This is a genomic window from Pantoea sp. GCM10028869 (assembly GCF_042666835.1).
Taxonomy (GTDB): domain Bacteria; phylum Pseudomonadota; class Gammaproteobacteria; order Enterobacterales; family Enterobacteriaceae; genus Pantoea; species Pantoea leporis.
Genome location: NZ_JBHTGO010000007.1, coordinates 164336 through 184154 on the forward strand (window position 1 = coordinate 164336; position 19819 = coordinate 184154).

At 58.3% G+C, this 19819-nt stretch carries 18 protein-coding genes; 13 read left to right on the forward strand and 5 right to left on the reverse strand.

Annotated elements, in window-relative coordinates:
- The first annotated feature begins 97 nt into the window (after nucleotides 1-97).
- Both ACFQW4_RS18295 and ACFQW4_RS18300 read left to right on the forward strand, forming a co-directional pair.
- Nucleotides 98-382, forward strand: a complete 285-nt coding sequence (locus ACFQW4_RS18295; RefSeq protein WP_061719305.1) for a type II toxin-antitoxin system ParD family antitoxin — start codon at nucleotides 98-100, stop codon at nucleotides 380-382.
- 10 nt (nucleotides 383-392) lie between these two features.
- Nucleotides 393-638 carry a type II toxin-antitoxin system RelE/ParE family toxin gene (locus ACFQW4_RS18300; RefSeq protein WP_233501802.1) on the forward strand — a complete coding sequence of 82 codons (246 nt, stop codon included), beginning with the start codon at nucleotides 393-395 and terminating at the stop codon, nucleotides 636-638.
- A gap of 68 nt (nucleotides 639-706) precedes the next feature.
- Here the strand turns inward: ACFQW4_RS18300 and glyS are convergent, their stop codons facing one another.
- Nucleotides 707-2776, reverse strand: a complete 2070-nt coding sequence (gene glyS, locus ACFQW4_RS18305; RefSeq protein ID WP_101763843.1) for a glycine--tRNA ligase subunit beta — start codon at nucleotides 2774-2776, stop codon at nucleotides 707-709.
- Nucleotides 2777-2785: 9 nt separating this feature from the next.
- Nucleotides 2786-3697, reverse strand: a complete 912-nt coding sequence (glyQ, locus tag ACFQW4_RS18310; protein ID WP_377726522.1) for a glycine--tRNA ligase subunit alpha — start codon at nucleotides 3695-3697, stop codon at nucleotides 2786-2788.
- Nucleotides 3698-4044: 347 nt separating this feature from the next.
- Here glyQ and ACFQW4_RS18315 point away from each other — a divergent pair, with 347 nt between their 5' ends.
- The 10 genes from ACFQW4_RS18315 (at nucleotide 4045) to ACFQW4_RS18360 (ending at nucleotide 14533) form a co-directional block, all read left to right on the forward strand.
- The gene (locus ACFQW4_RS18315) at nucleotides 4045-4437 is read left to right on the forward strand and encodes a RidA family protein (RefSeq protein WP_101763844.1); all 393 of its coding nucleotides are present in this window, start codon (nucleotides 4045-4047) and stop codon (nucleotides 4435-4437) included.
- Nucleotides 4437-5408 (forward strand): D-2-hydroxyacid dehydrogenase, encoded by a 972-nt coding sequence (locus ACFQW4_RS18320; protein WP_377726524.1) that lies wholly within the window; start codon nucleotides 4437-4439, stop codon nucleotides 5406-5408. Before ACFQW4_RS18315 ends, ACFQW4_RS18320 begins: the two co-directional genes overlap by 1 nt.
- 198 nt (nucleotides 5409-5606) lie before the next feature.
- Nucleotides 5607-6503, forward strand: coding sequence for a transporter substrate-binding domain-containing protein (locus ACFQW4_RS18325; protein WP_377726526.1), 897 nt, complete (start codon nucleotides 5607-5609; stop codon nucleotides 6501-6503).
- Between the two features lie 55 nt (nucleotides 6504-6558).
- Nucleotides 6559-8088 carry an amino acid ABC transporter permease/ATP-binding protein gene (locus ACFQW4_RS18330; protein ID WP_110867864.1) on the forward strand — a complete coding sequence of 510 codons (1530 nt, stop codon included), beginning with the start codon at nucleotides 6559-6561 and terminating at the stop codon, nucleotides 8086-8088.
- The gene (locus ACFQW4_RS18335; RefSeq protein ID WP_377726529.1) at nucleotides 8072-9115 is read left to right on the forward strand and encodes an alpha-hydroxy acid oxidase; all 1044 of its coding nucleotides are present in this window, start codon (nucleotides 8072-8074) and stop codon (nucleotides 9113-9115) included. Before ACFQW4_RS18330 ends, ACFQW4_RS18335 begins: the two co-directional genes overlap by 17 nt.
- Nucleotides 9115-10038 (forward strand): ABC transporter substrate-binding protein, encoded by a 924-nt coding sequence (locus ACFQW4_RS18340; RefSeq protein ID WP_222234998.1) that lies wholly within the window; start codon nucleotides 9115-9117, stop codon nucleotides 10036-10038. Before ACFQW4_RS18335 ends, ACFQW4_RS18340 begins: the two co-directional genes overlap by 1 nt.
- Nucleotides 10038-11414 (forward strand): dihydroorotase family protein, encoded by a 1377-nt coding sequence (locus tag ACFQW4_RS18345; protein ID WP_377726609.1) that lies wholly within the window; start codon nucleotides 10038-10040, stop codon nucleotides 11412-11414. The genes ACFQW4_RS18340 and ACFQW4_RS18345 overlap by 1 nt, the downstream gene beginning before the upstream one ends.
- A 14-nt stretch (nucleotides 11415-11428) precedes the next feature.
- A complete protein-coding gene (locus ACFQW4_RS18350) occupies nucleotides 11429-12190 on the forward strand; it encodes a GntR family transcriptional regulator (RefSeq protein WP_101763851.1) in 762 nt (253 codons plus the stop codon).
- 32 nt (nucleotides 12191-12222) lie between these two features.
- Nucleotides 12223-13338 carry a mandelate racemase/muconate lactonizing enzyme family protein gene (locus ACFQW4_RS18355; protein WP_101763852.1) on the forward strand — a complete coding sequence of 372 codons (1116 nt, stop codon included), beginning with the start codon at nucleotides 12223-12225 and terminating at the stop codon, nucleotides 13336-13338.
- 199 nt (nucleotides 13339-13537) lie between these two features.
- A complete protein-coding gene (locus ACFQW4_RS18360) occupies nucleotides 13538-14533 on the forward strand; it encodes an acyltransferase (RefSeq protein WP_377726532.1) in 996 nt (331 codons plus the stop codon).
- Here ACFQW4_RS18360 and ACFQW4_RS18365 read toward each other — a convergent pair.
- From ACFQW4_RS18365 to xylA, 3 genes are all read right to left on the reverse strand, one after another.
- Nucleotides 14518-15450 (reverse strand): GlxA family transcriptional regulator, encoded by a 933-nt coding sequence (locus ACFQW4_RS18365; protein WP_377726534.1) that lies wholly within the window; start codon nucleotides 15448-15450, stop codon nucleotides 14518-14520. The two genes, ACFQW4_RS18360 and ACFQW4_RS18365, sit on opposite strands and share 16 nt — an antisense overlap.
- A gap of 227 nt (nucleotides 15451-15677) precedes the next feature.
- Nucleotides 15678-17120, reverse strand: coding sequence for a xylulokinase (xylB, locus tag ACFQW4_RS18370; protein WP_377726536.1), 1443 nt, complete (start codon nucleotides 17118-17120; stop codon nucleotides 15678-15680).
- Between the two features lie 17 nt (nucleotides 17121-17137).
- A complete protein-coding gene (xylA, locus tag ACFQW4_RS18375; RefSeq protein WP_061719300.1) occupies nucleotides 17138-18460 on the reverse strand; it encodes a xylose isomerase in 1323 nt (440 codons plus the stop codon).
- Nucleotides 18461-18805: 345 nt separating this feature from the next.
- On the opposite strand from xylA, the gene xylF reads away from it, so the two are divergent.
- The gene (gene xylF / locus ACFQW4_RS18380; RefSeq protein ID WP_101763858.1) at nucleotides 18806-19798 is read left to right on the forward strand and encodes a D-xylose ABC transporter substrate-binding protein; all 993 of its coding nucleotides are present in this window, start codon (nucleotides 18806-18808) and stop codon (nucleotides 19796-19798) included.
- The last annotated feature ends 21 nt before the right edge of the window (nucleotides 19799-19819 follow it).

Below are 19819 nucleotides of genomic sequence, written 5' to 3' on the forward strand. Positions count from 1 at the left end.
CCTCGCAGTTCAGCCTGTAACTGCGCTGCAACGCGCATTCCCTGTTGCGCAAAAAAGTGCAAGAATGTAAGAAATACTCTTACATTGGATGACGATGATGGCACGCACCATGACGATCGATTTAGGCGATGAACTGCGCGAGTTTGTTGAATCTCTGGTTGAATCCGGCGACTACCGTACGCAAAGCGAAGTGGTGCGCGACTCGCTGCGCTTGCTGCGTGAGAAGCAGGCTGAATCAAAGCTGGAAAAGCTCAGAGAGTTGGTCAGAGAGGGCTTTGAAAGCGGCCCGGGTAAAGAGTGGGATCATGAAGATTTTCTAAGACGAGCAAAAGCCAGGGTAGGCATTTATGAAAAGGACCATCACGATAAAACCGGAAGCTGATGCAGATCTAATGAAGATCTGGATTTATGGCTACTGGAATTATGGAGAGCAGTTAGCTGATGACTATAGCGCCAGATTCGCTCAGCTCTTCGACAAACTCGCCATGTTTGATTTAGGTCGTAAACGACCGGATTTAGGTCAGCAGATCTATTCGCTGCCTTTCGAACAGCATATTGTGATCTACCGCGCTGAAGTGGATGAAATTTTCATCGGGCGTATCTTGCACCACTCGCAGGACGTTAGCGCCGAGTTTTGAAAACAAAAAAGGGACGATCTCTCGTCCCCTTTGTTTCGTAGCATCGCCATTCATGGCGACCACGCCAATTACTGCAGCAGCGAAATATCCGCCACCTGCAGGAACAGCTGGCGCAGCTGTGCCAGCAGCGTCAGACGGTTAATTCGCACCGCCTGATCGTCAGCGTTCACCATCACTTTATCGAAGAAGTTATCTACCGCTTCACGCAGCTGCGCCAGTTCAACCAGCGCATCCTGATAGCGACCTTCTGCAAAGTACGGCTGCAGCTTGTCGCCGAGCGCGGTCACGAAGGTCGCCAGCTGGATCTCTTCGTTCTCTTTCAGCAGGGAAGCCTGCACGCTGTCGTTCAGGGTTTCGGTCGATTTCGCCAGGATGTTCGACACACGTTTGTTGGCAGCAGCCAGCGTGGCGGCCGCTTCCAGCGTACGGAAGTGCGAAACCGCCTTCATGCGCGCATCGAAATCAGCCGGACGGGTTGGACGACGCGCCAGCACCGCCTGAATGGTGTCAACGCTGTGGCCCTCTTCCTGATACCAGGTACGGAAACGGCCCAGCATAAAGTCGATTACTTCATCGACCACTTTGGCGTTGCTCAGCTTGCTGCCGTACAACCGCACCGCTTCTTCGGTCAGCGTTTGCAGATCGAGCGGCAGGTTTTTCTCCACGATGATACGCAGCACGCCCAGCGCAGCACGGCGCAGTGCGAACGGATCTTTGTCGCCTTTCGGATGCTGACCGATACCGAAAATACCCGCGAGGGTGTCCATTTTGTCGGCAATCGCCACGGCGCAGGCCACAGGATTTGACGGCAGATCGTCGCCGGCAAAGCGCGGCTGATATTGCTCATTCAGCGCCACCGCCACATCTTCCGCTTCGCCATCGTGGCGCGCGTAGTGCATGCCCATCACGCCCTGTGTGTCGGTGAACTCGAAGACCATGTTGGTCATCAGGTCACATTTCGACAGCAAGCCCGCGCGGGTAGCGTGATTCACATCAGCACCAATCTGCGCGGCAATCCAGCCAGCCAGCGCCTGAATGCGATCGGTTTTATCACGCAGCGTACCCAGCTCTTTCTGGAACAGTACGGTTTCCAGACGCGGCAGATTATCTTCCAGACGCTTTTTGCGGTCGGTGTTGAAGAAGAACTCGGCATCCGCCAGACGCGGGCGCACCACCTTCTCGTTACCGGCGATAATCTGCTGTGGATCTTTGGATTCGATGTTGGTGACGAAGATGAAATTCGGCAGCAGCTTGCCCGCCGCGTCGTACACCGGGAAGTACTTCTGGTCACCTTTCATGGTGTAAACCAGCGCTTCAGCTGGCACTGCGAGGAACTTCTCTTCGAATTTCGCCGTCAGCACCACCGGCCACTCCACCAGCGAGGTCACTTCTTCCAGCAGGCTTTCGCTCAGATCGGCGATGCCGCCAATTTTCTGCGCTGCCGCTTCCGCATCCGCTTTGATTTTGGCTTTACGCGCAGCGTAATCCGCCACCACTTTACCGCGCTCCAGCAGCAGCTGCGGATACTGATCGGCGTGGTCGATGGTGAATTCTGGCTCGCCCATAAAGCGATGACCGCGAATCACGCGATCGGACTCAATACCGAGAATCTTCGCGGGAATCAGCTCGTCACCCAGCAGCAGCGTAACGGTGTGCACCGGACGCACAAACTGCACGTCGCTCGCGCCCCAGCGCATCAGCTTAGGAATTGGCAGCTTGCTCAGCGCGGTAGCCACCATAGCGGGCAGCAGCGCCTGCGCGCTTTCGCCGGTGATGGCAGCGCGATGCACCAGCCATTCACCTTTATCCGTGCTCAGACGTTCAGCCTGCGCCACGGTGATGCCGTTACCACGCGCCCAACCTTCGGCCGCTTTGGTGGCGTTGCCATCGGCATCAAACGCGGCGGCGATTGCCGGGCCACGTTTTTCAACTTCGCGATCTGGCTGCGCGGCAGCCAACTGGGCCACTTTCAGCGCCAGACGACGCGGAGCAGCAAACCAGCTCACTTCGCCATGCGCCAGACCGGCGCTATCAAGTTCAGCGGTGAAATGCGCAGCAAAGGCTTCTGCCAGGCTGCGCAGCGCTTTCGGAGGCAACTCTTCGGTGCCAATTTCCACCAGGAAAGTTTTATCGGTCATGGCTGCCTCTTACTTGTTTTTATTGCACATCGGGAAGCCAAGCGCCTCACGGGACGCATAATAGGCTTCCGCCACGGCTTTCGTCAGGGTGCGGATACGCAGGATATAGCGCTGGCGTTCGGTAACCGAAATCGCTTTGCGGGCATCCAGCAGGTTAAAGCTGTGCGCCGCTTTCAGAATGCGCTCGTAAGCCGGCAGCGGCAGCGGTTTTTCCAGCGCCAGCAGCTGCTGCACTTCTTTCTCATACTGCTCGAAGCAGGTGAAAAGGAAGTCAACGTCAGCGTATTCAAAGTTATAGGTCGACTGCTCCACTTCGTTCTGATGGAACACTTCGCCGTAGGTGGTTTTACCGAACGGACCGTCGCTCCACACCAGATCGTAAACGCTGTCTACGCCCTGAATGTACATCGCCAGACGCTCCAAGCCGTACGTGATCTCGCCGGTTACCGGCTTGCACTCGAGGCCGCCAACCTGCTGGAAGTAAGTGAACTGCGTCACTTCCATGCCGTTCAGCCACACTTCCCAACCGAGTCCCCACGCGCCCAGCGTTGGGTTTTCCCAGTTGTCTTCGACAAAGCGAATGTCGTGGATGGTGGGATCCATACCCAGCTCTTTCAGCGACCCAAGGTACAGCTCCTGAAGGTTGTCCGGGTTGGGCTTAATCACCACCTGGAACTGGTAATAGTGCTGTAAACGGTTCGGGTTTTCACCGTAACGTCCATCGGTTGGACGACGAGATGGCTGCACGTAAGCGGTCGCCATCGGCTCTGGGCCTAAGGCACGCAGACAGGTCATCGGGTGTGAGGTGCCGGCGCCCACTTCCATGTCCAACGGTTGGACAATGGTGCAGCCTTGGCGCGCCCAGTAATCCTGCAAGGTCAGGATCAGGCCCTGAAAGGTCTTGGTATCAAACTTTTGCATGTTGAATTCGCACGCGATACGGATCGGTTAAAAAAAGAGTGCGCCAGTATACCCTTTGACCGCGGATTGTGCAGCCGGAAATCCAGGCCAATGCGCAGGCGATTACGGCAAGGTTTAGCGGGCAAAAACAGAACAATAAGAAAATCGTATACGATTCACACTCATCGCGAGCACTCAACATAAAATTTTCATTAAAATCTTACATATCATAAGCTTGATCGATATATCAGCAAATCCTATTACGTGATGAATATCACCTTTTTGACCCAATGGTTAAAAATCGCGCGTTGACACTCGTATAATCGTATACGAAATTGCGGTGAAACAGTTTTGCTTGAGATTTCACCATGAAGATTGCGTTGAGTTATCCCGGCATGAACGCCAGCGACCGCCCAATGGGGCCTGCGCCGCTCTCCGCCGCCGTGCTGCATGAACCAATGTTGTTCATTTCCGGCCAGGTGGCGATTGATCCCTACAGCGGCGAGATTATGGGCAACGACATCGCCAGCCAGACGCGTCAGGTGTTGAAAAACGTCGGCGATCTGCTGAGTGAAGCGAACATGACCTTCGACAACGTGGTCCGCGTCACTGTTTACCTGACCGATCTCAGCACGTTCAGCGCGATGAATGCCGCTTACAGTGAATTCTTCCGGTTCCCCTTCCCGGCGCGCGCCACCGTGGGCATTCAACTCAACCATCCTGACCTGCTGGTCGAGATGGAAGTGACAGCGATGCGCTGATGCATATTCATATCGAGAACGACGCCAGCGCACCGCGCGCACTCCATCTCTCTGTCGAGCAGCTGCAACTGCAACTCGACGCGCATCCGCCGTTGCGCAGCCACTTTACGCTGAGCGAAAACCGCGATCCGGCGCAGACCGCCGACTTCCTCGCCCGCTGCGACATTCTGTGGAGCGGCCGCAAGCTGGCGCTCGATCAGTTCAGCACGCCGCGTCTGGGTTGGGTGCAGGTGATGTCCGCTGGCGTTGAGCAGTGGCTGGCGCACTGGCCGCAAGGCGTGACGCTCACCAATGCTTCTGGCGTACACGGCGATAAAGGTGCCGAGTTCATTTTGATGGCGGCGCTGATGTTCAACTTCGGCATTCCCGGTTTTCTGCAGGATCAGGCGCAGCGTGTGTGGCGTCCGACCTTTGGCGGCTGCGCACGCGGCAAAATCGTGCTGCTGCTGGGCGTGGGCGGCATTGGCGCCGCAGCGGCAACTCTGCTGACGGCGCAAGGCTATCGCGTGATTGGCGTGACGCGCAGCGGCCAGTGCGATGCCAACGTGGCGCGCTGCATCCGTATTGATGCGCTAGACGAGGTATTGCCGCAGGTGGATGTGGTGGTATCGACGCTGCCGCTGACGCCACAAACCCGCAATCTGTTCGATCGCCGCCGTCTCGATCTGCTGCCCGCACGCGCTGGTATCGTGATTGTTGGACGCGCCGATGTGTTTGATTACAGCGCGATGCGCGAAAAACTCGACGTAGGCGAACTGGCCGGCGCGGTGCTGGATGTCTATCCGCAAGAGCCGCTACCGGCCGACGACCCGCTGTGGCACACGCCCGGCGTGGTGATGACACCGCACTGCAGCCTTGACGATCACAGCGCCTACCTCGCCGGTTGCCTTGACGTGTTTATCGATAACCTGGCGCGCTTCCGCCACGGACAACCGCTGCGTAATCAGGTTGATCCGGCACGAGGTTATTAAGGGTGCGCTTTTCCCCTCACCCTAACCCTCTCCCATAAATGGGAGAGGGGATGAAGAGATTTTCAGCCCGCACTATCGGCCCCCTCTCATGCTTGGAAGAGGGCTGGGGTGAGGGACCAGCAGCACCCAAACACCAAAGACGTTCATAAATCACAAGGTCATCGCTTTCTCATTCACCACCATCAGGGGAACCTTATTATGAAATTCGCACGCACTGCTTTATTAATCTCTGGTCTCAGCGGCAGCTTACTGGCGGGCCTCTCCAGCGCCCACGCAGCCAGCACCGATCCCATCACGCCAACCGCCAGTGACTTCGCGGCGATGGCGCAGTGCAAAGCGCTGCAAACCAAATATCCGTCGCTGAAAGGCAAAGATCTAGTCGTCGGCCTCGGCGGCTACACCAAAGGCTTTGAAGCGCCATCGGAAAAAGATCCCAGCATCATTGAAGGTCTCGATCCTTCCCTGTTCGAGCGCATCAGCAGCTGCCTCGGCGCGAAACACAGTTACCAAAGTGGCTCGTTCAACGTGCTGCTCACCTCGATCGCCAGCGGACGCGCGGATATCGGTCCGATGCTATACGTCACCGAAGAACGCATGAAGCAGATCGCCTTCGTCGCCTCGATGCAGGTGCAGGACGGCTCGGTGCTGGCGCAAGGCAACCCGAAGAAAATCAACAGCGTCGATGATCTGTGCGGCAAAACCGTCGCCGCCGCTGCGGGTTCGTACGAAGCCAACAAACTGGTGCCGGAACAAAGCGCCAAATGCAGCGCCGCCGGTAAGCCCGAAGTCAGCATGTTGATGGTGCAGAACACCGACAACAGCATTCAGGCGGTGAAAAGCGGTCGCGCGGACGTCTATCTGACCGAAGCCGGTTCCGCCGTTGCCATCGCCAAAGCGGACAAATCGCTGCAAAGCGGCTTCACCGTGGATCTGCCGATCATGGTGGGCTTCCCGATCGCCAAAGACAACGTCACGCTGCGCGCGGCGGTGCTGGACGCGATGAAGGTGATTCAGGCGAGCGGTGCACAGAAAAAACTGCTGGATTACTGGGGCCAGGGCAGCGCTGCCGAGCGTCCAGTGGTTGCGCGTGGTTAATGCATAAACTCAGCCGCCTCGGTGACTTAACCGAGGCGTTGAGGAGGATAACGCCTTGGATGATTTTCTTAAGTACCTGACTTTCCCCTACTTGTGGGAAGGCGCTGTTATCGCCGTGCAGCTGCTGATTGGCGCGCTGGCGGGCGGCATTGTGATTGGCTTTTTCCTGGCGTTAGCCAGCAGCTCAAAGCACGGGTTTATTCGCGTGCCGGTGAAAATCTACATCTATACGCTGCGCGGCACGCCGGTGCTGCTGCAGCTGATTTTGCTGTACAACGTGCTGCCGGAATTTGGCCTGCGTTTGAGCCCGTTCACCAGCGCGCTTATCGCCCTGATGATCAACGAAACCGCCTTCTGCGCCGAAATCATTCGCGGCGGCATTATGGCGACCGATCGCGATCAAAGCATGGCGGCGCAGGCGTTCGGTTATTCGCGCAGCAAAGAGATGATTCACGTGGTGATCCCGCAGGCGCTGCGCGCCATTCTGCCCACCATGGGCAATGAAACTGTCGGGCTGCTGAAATCCACCTCGCTGGCTTCGGTGGTGGGCGTCAATGAGCTGACGATGCGCGGCCAGGCGATTGTGTCGCAAAACTTCCTGTTTATTCCGGTGCTGGTCGCGTCGGGCGGCATCTACCTGATTCTTTCCACGCTGCTGGCGGGCGGTCAGTGGTGGCTGGAGAAGTTCTACAACCTTGATGAACGTGCACGTCGGGCACGCGCGCGCCTGGCGAAACTGCCGCCGGAAGCAGACGTGATGCCGATGCAGCTACCAAAACGGCGCTGGGATACGCAAACCGCTGCGCCGGTGCTGGAAGTGAATCAGCTGTGCGTCGACTACGCCGGTAAAGCGGTACTGAAATCGCTGTCGTTAACCGTCCGTCGCGGCGAAGTGGTGGTGCTGCTTGGTCGCTCCGGTTCGGGCAAAAGTACGCTGCTGAAATCGATTCTGGCGCTGACGCCACGCAGCAGCGGCACCATTCAGACCGAAGGCCACTTCATGGGCAGCGACGAAAACGGTCGCGCGCTGGCGCAGCGACATCTGCCGGTGAACCGCGCCAAGTCGGGCATTGGCATCGTGTTCCAGCACTTCGCGTTGTTTGATCACCTCACCGCGCTGGAAAACGTGATGAGCATTCTGCTGCGCGTGCAGGGCGCACAGCCGGAAATCGCGCGCGGCAAAGCGATGCGCGCGTTGAAAATGGTAGGACTCGGTGATTTCGCCGCCTCGCTGCCGCACGAACTCTCTGGCGGACAGAAACAGCGCGTCGGCATTGCGCGCGCGCTGGCGGCAGAACCGCAAATCCTGCTGTTTGATGAACCGACTTCCGCGCTCGATCCCGAACTGGTGCGCGAAGTGAACCAAACCATGCGCAGCCTGGCACAGACCGGCATCACCATGATCATCAGCACCCACGACATCGCGTTTGCGGCGGGCGTTGCCGATCGGGTGGTGTTCCTGCAGGATGGCGCGCTGATTGAAGAAGGCCCGCCGACGATTCTGCAAAATCCGCAAACGCCAGCGTTTGCCACCTTCCTTGAACATGAAAATGCTGCGGAGGCGCCACATGCCAACGCGCTTTGAACTCACGGCACGCGAGCGCCTCGGCGATGCGCTGTTCCGCTATATGCAGGGCCAACCGGCCGATGCGCTGGGTAATGAACCCGATGCCAATCAGCAGGCGCTACGCCGCTTTCGTCTGTTACCGCGCGTGCTGCAGGGCAATGAAAGCATCGACACGCAGATTTCCCTGCACCAGCAAAACTGGTCCGCGCCGATTGGCGTCGGCGCGTTTGCCGGTGACCGAATTTTTCACGAAGAAGGGGTGCTGCCGATTGCTCGCGCCTGCAAACGTCTGCAACTGCCGCTGGTGATCTCCGAAGAGAGCGTCACGCCGCTGGAGCAGATTGGTGCCGAATACGACCGCTGCTGGCTGCAACTGCGTGCGGCGGGCGATGTCGACCGCATCAACGCTTTGATCGACCAGGCCGCGCAGGCCGGATTTAGAAATATCGTGCTCACGGTGCTGGCGCCGGTGCATCCGGTGGCCGGGTTACAGCCCGGCGGCTTCTCTATCGGCGACGCCCTGAAACAGCGCGGCTGGCACACCATCGGCGGCACGCAGCCGGGTGTTGCGCCGCTGCCGGCTTTTCCGGTGTGGCGCTGGCAGGAAATTGACGAGGTAGCGGCGCACTGCGCTAATCATCAACTGCCGCTGTGGCTGAAAGGCGTTCTGCATCATGACGATGCGGCGCAGGCCGCGCAGCACGGCGTCAGCGGAGTGATTGCCTCAAACATCGGCCTGCGCCAGAGCGCGCGCTGGGCTACGCCGGTCGATCAGCTGCCCGATTTGCAGGCGGTGACGCGATTGCCGCTGCTGCTGGATGGCGGCGTACGCTGCGGCAGCGATGCGGTGGTGGCGCGCTGTCTTGGCGCGTCGCTGTCGCTCAGCGTGCGCCCGATCATCAGTGCTTTAGTCGCCGGTGGCGAGAGCGCGGTGTTCGATCTGCTTTCCGGCTGGATCAATGAAGTTACGGCCATTAGTCATTGGTGCGGCGTCAGCGATATGGCGGCGCTGAACGGCAGCTTTATCACCGAGGAGCGCCACTGATGCAGACACTGATTTTCAACCAAGGCGATGCCAGCGAATCCCGCATCTATTACTGCGCGCACTATCTGGCGCACAGCCTCGGCCTGTTCGCCGCACAGCAGCTGCAGGTGATCTTCACCACCAGTGAATCAGGCGGGCATACGGTACAAGGCGGCCAGGTTCCCGCAGTGCTGAATCGCGACGCCGATCTCACGCTGGGCGGCCCGATGGTGGTGATGAAGCATTTTCAGCAGCACGGTGCAGAGTTGCAGTGTTTCTGCGCCTCGGTGGCGGCCAATCCGTGGTTTCTTGCGGCGGCGCAGGCGCAGCCCGATTTTCAGCTCAGCGATCTGCGCGGCAAACGTGTGCTGGATGTCGGCAATGTCGGCACCGCCACGCTGACGTTCCGCTGGCTGCTGGCGCGTCACGGTTTGCAGGATGACGTTGAGCTGATCGCTGGCAGCGGCGATCAGGCGCGGGATTTCACCGCCGTGGCCCAGGGTGCAGCCGATTATGCGCTGCACGCCATGCATATGCTGGCGCCCGCCATCGCCGCCGGACAACTCCACAACATCAGCAGCCTCGCCAGCGTGTGCGGCCACGTACCCTGGAGCGCCTACATCGCCCGCACCGATGTATTGCAGGAGAAAGCCACCGCTTTCGCCGCCTTCTCCCGCGCCATTGCCCAGGCGCTGACGTGGATCGCCAACCATGACGCCACTGCGCTGGCGCAACAGGTGCAGGCGTTTTACCCCGATTATCCGCGCGAGGCGCTGGTGCGCGGCCTCGCGGCCTATCAACAGGCTGGCGTGTTTGCGCCAGATTGCGTGATTCCGCGCGCTGAGTTTGCGCATTTCAGCCAGCTGTTAACTGCTATCGGCTGGCTCGACTCTTCACAGCCGGTGCCGTATGCGGCGCTGGTGACGCAGGCAGGAGCAGAATGATGAAACAGCTGATTATTAATGGTTTGGTGGTCGGTGAAAATGGCGCGGCGCCTGCCGATTTGTTACTGGAAAACGGCAAAATCAGCGGCCTGCTGACGCCTGGCGCGCTTACCGACGGCGTTGACGAGGTGATCGATGCACGTGGCTTGATCATCGTGCCCGGCGCCATTGACGTGCATACCCATTTCACCGGCTCGCACGATTTCCCCGAACAGGAGCTGCGTGAAGGCACGCGCGGTGCGGCGGCGCACGGCGTTACCACCATCGTCGAGATGCCGCATTCTCTGCCACCGGCGACATCGCTGGCTAACTTCAGCGCCAAAAAAAGCTGGCTGGCAGACAACTGCTCGGTGGATTACGCCCTGTGGGCTGGGTTAGACGGAAATAACGTGCATGAACTGGCGGCGCTGAATCAGGCCGGTGCGCTGGCCTTCAAAGCCTTCCTGTGCAGCGGCGCCCCCAACGGCGACGCCACCGACGAGAAAGGTTTGCCGCGTCTCGACGATGACGGCCTGCTGCGCGCCATGCGCGAGCTGGCCACGTTCGACGGGCTGATTGGCGTGCACGCTGAGAATCACGAGATTTTGATCGGTGCTGGCAGCGAACAGCGCCGCGCCGGACGCAAAGATGCGCGCGCTCATGCGCTGGCGGGGCCGGAAATCGCCGAGATCGAAGCGGTGGGACGCGTGTTAGCCATTGCCGAAGAGACCGGCGCGCGCTGCCATATCGTGCACGTCAGCTCGGCGCGCGCGGCGGAAACCATTGTCGCTGCCAAAACCCGCGTACGTGCCAGCTTCGAAACCTGTCCACACTATTTACTGCTCGACGAAGACGATCTGGTGCGCATCGGCCCCAACGCGCGCTGCGGCCCGCCAATCCGCCCACGTCCGGTGGTGGATGCGCTGTGGCAGGTGCTGCTGCGCGGCGATATCGACATGATCGCGTCTGACCATTGTCCGTACACGCCCGCACAAAAACAGGCGGGTGAAGCCAGCATCTGGGAGGCGGGCATGGGCCTGACCGGCGTGGAAACCCTCAGCCCGATGTTCTTCAGCGCGGCCCATATTGAACGTGGCGTGGCGCTCAGCGAGTTTGCGCGCATGACCGCCAGCAGCCCGGCCAAAGCCTTCCAGCTGTGGGGCAAAAAAGGGGCGATTGCGCCCGGCTTCGACGCCGATTTGGTGTTCTACGACGCCAGCCAAAGCTGGACGGTGCGCGGCGCCAATTTTCAGGGACTCGGCAAGTGGAGCGCATTTGAAGGGATGCGCTGTCAGGGTAGAGTGGTGCGCACATTGATTCGTGGCGTCACGGTATTCCAGGATGACCAGATGCAGGTTGAACCCGGCTTCGGTCAATTCGTGACCCGACAGGTTTAAACAGGACAAACAACATGGCAGGAAAACCCTCTACCGCTCGTCGTAAAAACAGCGCCCCGCTGGCGCAGGACGCGGCCACCGATAACAGCTGGAATAGTGCGCGTCCGCGCACGCTGGTCGATCACGCCGTGGATGCCATTCTCAGCGCCGCCTCGCGCGGCCTGATCCTGCCCGGCGATCGCATCGCAGAACCCGAGCTGGTGGCGAAACTCGGCATGAGCCGCGTGCCGATCCGCGAAGCGCTGCGCATTCTAGAGAGCCAGGGCATTGTCACCAGCGAGCCGTATAAAGGTATCCGCCTGATGGAGATTTCGCATCAGCGGCTGGAGCAGATTATCGATGTGCGCATCCCGCTGGAGACGCTGGCCTGTCGCCGGGCGATTGAGGCCGGACGCAACAGCGCTGAGCAGCTTAATCAGCTCTATCAGGGCGTGGCGCAGATGCAGGCGATGATGCAAAGCGATAACGTTTACGGTTTTGCCTCCGCCGATACCGATTTTCACCGCACGCTGTGCAGCTTCGCGCACAACCCGGTGCTGAGCAATTTGTGGGAGTCGATTGCCCGTCAGCTGACGGTGATTTTCGGCCTCTCCACCATGGGCAAATCGATGAGCGACATCATTGAGGAGCATCAGCGGCTGATTAATGTCTTTGCCGATGGCGACATCGCCAAAATGACCGACGAGGTTGAGAACCACATCCGCATTCAGGCGCTGGACGTGGATTACGAAACCCTGATAACACAGCGCCGACAGCACCGTTCCGCTCTCGGCTAATTTCGCCTTGCCTTTACACCAGGGAAAACACCATGAAAATCATTAACGTTGAGGCGTTTTACCTGCGCCTGCCAGTGATTGAGCAGCGCACCGACAGCTCTCAGGATGCGCTGCTGATCAAAATCACCACCGATGCCGGCATCACCGGCTGGGGCGAAGTGGATGGCAGCCCGTATGTCACCAAAGCCATCATTGAAGCGCCCTATTCGCACACCATGGTCACCGGCCTGAAGTCGCTGTTAATCGGCGAAAACCCGCTGGAAACCGGCCGTTTATGGAAGAAGATGCACAAAGCCACCCTCTATTACGGCCGCAGCGGCGCGGTACTACAGGCGATGGCCGGCATCGACATCGCCTTGTGGGACATCAAAGGTAAAGCACTCGGCAAGCCGATTGTTGAACTGCTGGGCGGCGCCATGCGCGATAAAATGCGCGTTTACTCCTCCAACATGTTCCAGTTCAGCGTGGAAGAGACGGTCGCGCGCGCGCAGCATGCGATGGATACCGGCCATAGCGGCGTGAAGTTTGGCTGGGAGCCGTTTGGCACTGACGAAGCGCTGGATCTGCGCTATCTCGACGCCCTGCGTAAAGCGATGGGCGACGATGTGGATCTGATGCTGGATGTCGGCCACGTGTGGGATGCCAAAACCACCATTCGCCGCAGCCAGCGCTATGAACACCTCAATCTGTTCTGGATTGAAGAGCCGCTGCATCCCGATAACTACGCCGGTTACGGCCAGGTTTCCGCCGCCTGCCAGCAGCATATCGCCGCCGGTGAGCAAGAGTGTTCGGTAACGGGTTTCCAGCGCCTGATAGATGAAGGCGGCATCGATATCGTGCAGATCGACCTGACGCGCACTGGCTTTACGCAGGCAATGGAGATCGCCAGCTACGCGCACAGCCGTGGACGCAAAGTGTGCAACCACAACTTCACCACCGACATCAATACCGCCGCCTCGCTGCATTTCCTCTGCGCGATTGAGAATGCGCTGGTGATGGAGTATTGCGTCGAGCCGGGCGAAATCAGCCGCTCGCTGGCGAAGAATCCGGTGCGCATCGCCGACGGTTACGCGTGGCTGCCGAGCGAGCCGGGCCTCGGCGTTGAACCCGACGAAGCGGTGATCGAGACGTTTTTGGTGCGTGATTAACGGCTGTCACCGCCTAACAACGAAGCACACATTGTAGCGGCGCAATTTATTGCGCGATGAATCGCGCCGCTACGCAGTGCGCGCGAATTGATTCTGGTGTCGAGTGTCGAATAACAGAGTGATCTGAATTACAACGCTAAAGGTTGTTGGCGCGCGGCTCACTGGCTACCCTTCTTCGCAGCCAATGCAAGAGGGTGCCATGCAGCAAAAAATTTACTGGATCGACAACTTACGTGCGGTTGCCTGCCTGATGGTGATCGTCATTCACACCACAACCTGGTACATCACCGGGCCGATGGCGGTAACAGGCCTGAGCTGGGATGTGGCGAACCTACTTAACTCAGCGTCACGCGTCTGTGTGCCGCTGTTCTTTATGATTTCAGGCTATCTGTTTTTCGGCGAACGCAGCGCACAAGGGCGGCATCTGCTGCGCATCGTGCTGTGCCTGCTGTTCTACAGCGCGGTGGCGCTGGCCTATATCACCTGGCTGACGCCGATCAGCGAAGGTCGATCGCTGCTCAAACTGCTGCAAAGACCGGTGTTCTATCACCTGTGGTTCTTCTTCGCCATTATCGGCATCTACCTGTTATCCCCGCTGATTCAGGTGAAAAGCGTGGCACCGCGCTATGTCGCGATACAGGTGATCGTGCTGGCGGTGCTGGCGAATCCGAATACCGTGAGCCAATCGCTGGGACCGTTCCACTGGCTGCCGGTGAATCTGTATGTCAGCGGCGACAGCATTTACTACCTGCTGTATGCGCTACTCGGGCGCGCGATTGGCTGTATGGAGACCGACAAGCGCAGCATCAGCTGGCTGGCGGGATTGGGCTTTGTGGCCTGCGTGATTGGCATTGCGCTCGGCACCAAACAGATGCTGAAAATCAACGGCGCGTTCAACGATACCTGGTATCTCTACTGCGGGCCGCTGGTTTTTATTGCCGCCATCAGCCTGTTGATTCTGTTCAAAAACACCCTGAATCAGCGCGCGCTGCCGGGGCTCGCCACCCTCTCGCGCTATTCCCTGCCGATCTACGGTTTTCACGCGCTGTTTATCCACTTTCTGCGTACCCATCACTACGACGACATGTCGCGCCCGTGGCTCGATTTGCCGTGGGTGATGGGCGCGTCGCTGATCGGCAGCCTGCTGCTGGCGATGGGATTACAACGCGTGGATAAGCGTCATCTGGTGAGCTGATCGTCCCAGCGCTGGTGCGCGCGGCGCAGCTGGCGTGCCGAGGAGAATCCGGCGGCCAGCGCCGCTTTCTCCGCCGCTTCGCCCTGCTGCTGGCGTTGCCGCGCAATCACTAAGCGCAGCTGTTCGTGGTATTCGCGCACGCTGATGCCCAGATGCTGGCGGAACAGGCGCGTCAGATGACGCTCGCTGACGTGCGCCCGTTCGGCCAGCGCGGCAAGCGACCAATCATGTTCGGGATGGGCAATCATCACATCCTGCGCGCGATGAATCGCCGGATGCATGTGATTGCGATAGCGCAGCCACGGCGACAGTTGCGGATCGTCGCCGGAACGGCGGAACCACACCACCATTTCGCGCGCCACTTTCAATGCCTGCGGCGCGCCGCACAGCCGATTGATGAGATGCAGCGCCAGATCGATGCCCGCAGTAATGCCCGCGCTGGTCCAGATGCCGCCATCTTCGACGAAAACCCGGTTATCTTTTACTAACGCCGCCGGCGCTGCCGCTTTCAGGCGCGGTAACACATCATGATGCGTGGTGCATTGGATGCCATCCAGCAATCCCGCCTGCGCTGAGAGCAGTGCGCCGGAACAGATGCACACCAGCGTGATGCGCTGATCGGTAATCGCCGCCTTCTGCTGGCGCAGCCAGTCACGCGCTATCGCGGCCGGTGCGGTGTCAAAACAGACGCGCGAATCGTGTACGCCAGGCACCACCAGCAGGCTGTTTGCCGGCAGTTGCGCGGGCAAGGGCGCGATGTCGGCGAGGGTCATGCCGGTGGAGCACAGCACGCTTGGCTGCGGGCCGATGTAGTGCAGCGCGAAGTGGCCGTCGGCCAGCTGCAGGGTTTCAGCGGGGCCAGTGAGATCCAGCGCCATCACGCCGGGAAGCACGAGAAAGAAGACGGACTGCGGCATGGTGAGCTCCGGTTGGGTTTGGTGTGTTTTTTTCCCCCTCACCCCAACCCTCTCCCGTAAACGGGCGAGGGAGCTGATCGTGCGTATACTCTTGATCGGTTCCCTCTCCTGCTTGCGGGAGAGGGCTAGGGTGAGGGCAAATCAGGCCACTACATTTAACACAAAACCCCAATTATACCCGATAAAAACCCCAAAACCCTGCCAAATCCAGCCATCACCCTCCCACATCAAGACATCAACGGCTGCAACTGCTGATACAAGCGCGCAAACACCTCGCGCTGTGGCTGATACGCCTGATGCCGCGCCGCATCCGGTTGATGCCGCTGCGCCAGTTCCAGCGACGGCCATTCGCTCGCCGGATCAACCGCCAGCTGCGCCAGTCGCGCCGCACCCAGCGCCGGACCGACTTCGCCGCCATGACAATAATCCAGCGTTTGCCCGCTGATATCCGCCAGCATCTGACGCCAGTACGCACTTCGCGCACCGCCGCCAATCAGCATCACGGTTTTCGGCTGCACGCCGCACTCATGCACCGCATCCATGCCTTCGGCCAGCGCGAAGCCCACGCCCTCCAGCACCGCGCGCGCCAGTTCTGGTCGGCCATGCTGATGCGTTAAACCAAAGAACGCGCCCTGCGCCTGCGGATTGTTATGCGGCGTGCGCTCGCCAGAAAGATAGGGCAGGAACCACACTGGCGGCACATCGCTGCGCGCTTTTTCCGCCTCATCTAACAGTTGCGGCACATCCGCACAGCCGGTTAGCGCCGCCGCCCAATCGAGGCAGGAAGCCGCGCTGAGAATCACCGACATCAGATGCCAGCGCTGCGGCAGCGCGTGGCAAAAGCTGTGCACCGCACGCTGTGGATTGCTGAGATAGCCGTCGCTCACCAGGAAATAGACGCCCGACGTGCCGAGCGACAGCATGCCTTGTCCCGGCTCAACCATGCCGACACCCACCGCGCCCGCCGCGTTATCGCCACCGCCCGCCACCAGCGGCACACTTTGCATGCCCCAACGCGCGGCGACATCTGGCAACAAGGTGCCGGTGATCTGATTGCCTTCAAACAGTTGCGGCATCTGGCTGCGTTGCAAATCGCAGGCGTTGAGCATCTCATCGCTCCAGTCGCGCTGCGCCACATCCAGCCACATCGTTCCCGCCGCGTCCGACATGTCGCTGGCGAACTCACCGCTCATGCGCAAGCGCAGATAATCCTTTGGCAGCAGCACTTTAGCCACCTGAGCAAAAACCTGCGGCTCATGCTGTTTTACCCACAGCAGCTTAGGTGCGGTAAAGCCGGGCATCATCAGATTGCCTGTGATGCGACGCGAATCCGGCACGCGCTTCTCCAGTTCCTGACACTGCTCGCCGCTGCGCCCGTCATTCCATAAAATTGCCGGACGCAGCACCCGACTCTCGCTATCCAGCAAGGTGGCACCGTGCATCTGCCCGCTCAGGCCAATCGCCTTCACGCCGCTGAGATCGTGCTGCTGGGCCAGCGCCTGCATGGCACGATCGGTCGCCCGCCACCAGCTTTCGGCATCTTGCTCGCTCCATAACGGCTGCGGCCGCGACACCTCCAGCGGCGCACTCTCCACTGCAATCACTTTGCCGTGCGCATCCAGCAATACCACTTTCACGCCGGAGGTGCCTAAATCGATGCCGATAACCATGCTGCGCTCCTGAAAAGTTAAAAATCAAACAAGTAGTGATTCACCAGATTCTCCAGCTGTTCCTGGCGTCCACTACGATGCTGTGGATTAAATTGCTGTTGCTGCGCCTGTTCCGCCAGCGCGGCAAGGGAAAATTCTCCCTTCAGGATCTGCTGTCCGAACTCGCCGTTCCAGCCGCTGTAGCGCTGCGCCACACGCTTATCCAGCTCGCCATCCGCCACCATACGGGCCGCGACTTTTAACGCCAGCGCCATGGTATCCATCGCGCCGATATGGCCGTAGAACAGGTCATATTTATCGGTGCTCTGACGGCGGACTTTGGCATCAAAGTTTAAGCCGCCGGTGGTGAATCCGCCCGCTTTGATGATTTCGTACAGCACCAGCGCATTCTCTTCCACGCTGACCGGGAACTGGTCGGTATCCCAGCCACACTGCATATCGCCGCGGTTAGCATCCACCGAGCCGAAAATGCCCAGCGCGATGGCCGTTGCGATCTCATGATGGAAAGAGTGACCCGCCAGCGTCGCATGGTTGGCTTCCACATTCACTTTGATCTCTTTCTCCAGCCCGAACTGCTTCAGGAAGCCATAAACTGTCGCGACATCATAGTCATACTGATGTTTCGTCGGCTCCTGTGGCTTGGGTTCAATCAGCAACATGCCGTGGAAACCGATCTTATGTTTGTGCTCCACCACCATCTGCATAAACCGGCCAATCTGCTCGCGCTCCTGACGCAGGTCGGTATTCAGCAGGGTTTCATACCCTTCACGCCCGCCCCACAGCACATAGTTCTCGCCGCCCAGAGTTTGCGTGGCCTGCATGGCGCTGCACACCTGGCTGGCGGCCCAGGCAAAAATTTCCGGATCCGGATTGGTCGCCGCACCCGCACCGTAACGCGGATGGGTAAAGCAGTTGGCGGTTCCCCACAGCAGTTTCACGCCGGTTTCCTGCTGTTTTTCCAGTAATTTATCGGTCATCACCGCGAAGTTTTCACGATAGCTTTTCAGCGAATCCCCTTCCGGTGAGACATCCACATCGTGGAAGCAGTAATAAGGCACATTCAGTTTATGGAAGAACTCAAAGGCGACATCGGCCTTTTGCTTCGCCAGCTCAAGCGCATCACCCGGCTTCTGCCACGGACGATCAAACGCGCCAACGCCAAACATATCCGCGCCGTTCCAGCAGAAGGTATGCCAGTAACAGGCTGCAAAGCGCAGATGCTCCGCCATGGTTTTACCGAGAATCACCTCGTCCGGGTTGTAATGACGAAACGCCAGAGGATTGCGGGTATTACTCCCTTCATAACGAACGCGATCAAGCTGGTCGAAATAGGCGTGCATAGTTAGCTCCTTAGCATGAGGACCCGAATGGTCAGCTTTGAGCGGTTATTGTGATGATGTAATTTACTGCTGCTCAATTACGATATTTAACACTCAACGTAAGATAATTATTATTTGTGCGCCAGCTCGCAAAATAATGTCGTTATTTTCATTCAGCCTCTCTCACGTCGTTTTTTCTGAAAGCGTTGAAATATCGATCGCGCTCATAAAATCGCAAATAAACCAAAAAACGTAATAGCCGGATAAAAATCAGTAATTGATGTCATCTGAAACTCAGGGCAACAATTCATCGGCCTGGTTATCAGCCTTACAACGACAACAGCCTCAACCTACAGGATTAATACCATGAACATGAAAAAATCACTGTTGGCCGCCTGCGCGGCTCTGGCCCTGTTTAGTCACGCGGGTAGCGCTAAAGAAGTCAAAATCGGTATGGCTATTGATGATTTACGTCTGGAACGCTGGCAAAAAGATCGCGATATCTTTGTTAAACAAGCCGAATCACTGGGCGCCAAAGTGTTTGTGCAATCGGCCAACGGCAACGAAGAAACGCAGATGTCGCAAATTGAAAATATGATTAATCGCGGCGTCGATGTATTGGTCATCATTCCTTATAACGGCCAGGTTTTAAGTAACGTGGTGGCAGAAGCGAAACGTGAAGGCATTAAAGTGCTGGCGTATGACCGCATGATAAATAACGCCGATATTGATTTTTATATCTCCTTTGATAATGAAAAAGTGGGCGAATTACAGGCCGAAAGTATTGTGAAGCAAGTACCAAAAGGTAATTACTTCCTGATGGGTGGCTCGCCGGTGGATAATAACGCGCGCCTGTTCCGTGCCGGTCAGATGAAAGTGTTAAAACCTTATATTGATAATGGCAGCATTAAAGTGGTCGGCGATCAGTGGGTTGATGCGTGGCTGCCGGAAAATGCGCTGAAAATAATGGAGAACGCCTTAACGGCAAACAGCAACCACATTGATGCCGTTGTGGCGTCGAATGATGCCACCGCAGGCGGTGCGATTCAGGCATTAAGCGCGCAGGGACTTTCCGGCAAAGTTGCGATCTCCGGCCAGGATGCCGATCTTGCCGCCATCAAACGCATTATGAACGGCACGCAAACCATGACGGTTTACAAACCCATCACCGAACTGGCGACTGAAGCAGCCAAAATCGCGGTGGAACTCGGTGACGACAAACAACCCGCCAGCAACAGCAAGCTGAATAATGGCCTGAAAGATGTGCCATCGCGCCTGCTGAATCCTATTCCGGTGAACAAAGACAACATTGAAAGCACGGTAGTCAAAGACGGCTTCCACAAGCAGAGCGAACTCTGAGGCGCGAGCCCGTAAAGGAGA

Excerpts from the sequence above, each read along its gene's own strand:
- ACFQW4_RS18355 (WP_101763852.1), top strand. The coding sequence starts at position 12,223 with ATGAAAATCATTAACGTTGAGGCGTTTTACCTGCGCCTGCCAGTGATT.
- ACFQW4_RS18295 (WP_061719305.1), top strand. The coding sequence starts at position 98 with ATGGCACGCACCATGACGATCGATTTAGGCGATGAACTGCGCGAGTTT.
- ACFQW4_RS18345 (WP_377726609.1), top strand. The coding sequence starts at position 10,038 with ATGAAACAGCTGATTATTAATGGTTTGGTGGTCGGTGAAAATGGCGCG.
- ACFQW4_RS18350 (WP_101763851.1), top strand. The coding sequence starts at position 11,429 with ATGGCAGGAAAACCCTCTACCGCTCGTCGTAAAAACAGCGCCCCGCTG.
- glyS (WP_101763843.1), bottom strand. The coding sequence starts at position 2,776 with ATGACCGATAAAACTTTCCTGGTGGAAATTGGCACCGAAGAGTTGCCT.
- ACFQW4_RS18320 (WP_377726524.1), top strand. The coding sequence starts at position 4,437 with ATGCATATTCATATCGAGAACGACGCCAGCGCACCGCGCGCACTCCAT.
- ACFQW4_RS18300 (WP_233501802.1), top strand. The coding sequence starts at position 393 with ATGAAGATCTGGATTTATGGCTACTGGAATTATGGAGAGCAGTTAGCT.
- ACFQW4_RS18340 (WP_222234998.1), top strand. The coding sequence starts at position 9,115 with ATGCAGACACTGATTTTCAACCAAGGCGATGCCAGCGAATCCCGCATC.
- xylF (WP_101763858.1), top strand. The coding sequence starts at position 18,806 with ATGAACATGAAAAAATCACTGTTGGCCGCCTGCGCGGCTCTGGCCCTG.
- xylB (WP_377726536.1), bottom strand. The coding sequence starts at position 17,120 with ATGGTTATCGGCATCGATTTAGGCACCTCCGGCGTGAAAGTGGTATTG.
- glyQ (WP_377726522.1), bottom strand. The coding sequence starts at position 3,697 with ATGCAAAAGTTTGATACCAAGACCTTTCAGGGCCTGATCCTGACCTTG.
- ACFQW4_RS18360 (WP_377726532.1), top strand. The coding sequence starts at position 13,538 with ATGCAGCAAAAAATTTACTGGATCGACAACTTACGTGCGGTTGCCTGC.
- ACFQW4_RS18335 (WP_377726529.1), top strand. The coding sequence starts at position 8,072 with ATGCCAACGCGCTTTGAACTCACGGCACGCGAGCGCCTCGGCGATGCG.
- ACFQW4_RS18315 (WP_101763844.1), top strand. The coding sequence starts at position 4,045 with ATGAAGATTGCGTTGAGTTATCCCGGCATGAACGCCAGCGACCGCCCA.
- xylA (WP_061719300.1), bottom strand. The coding sequence starts at position 18,460 with ATGCACGCCTATTTCGACCAGCTTGATCGCGTTCGTTATGAAGGGAGT.
- ACFQW4_RS18365 (WP_377726534.1), bottom strand. The coding sequence starts at position 15,450 with ATGCCGCAGTCCGTCTTCTTTCTCGTGCTTCCCGGCGTGATGGCGCTG.
- ACFQW4_RS18325 (WP_377726526.1), top strand. The coding sequence starts at position 5,607 with ATGAAATTCGCACGCACTGCTTTATTAATCTCTGGTCTCAGCGGCAGC.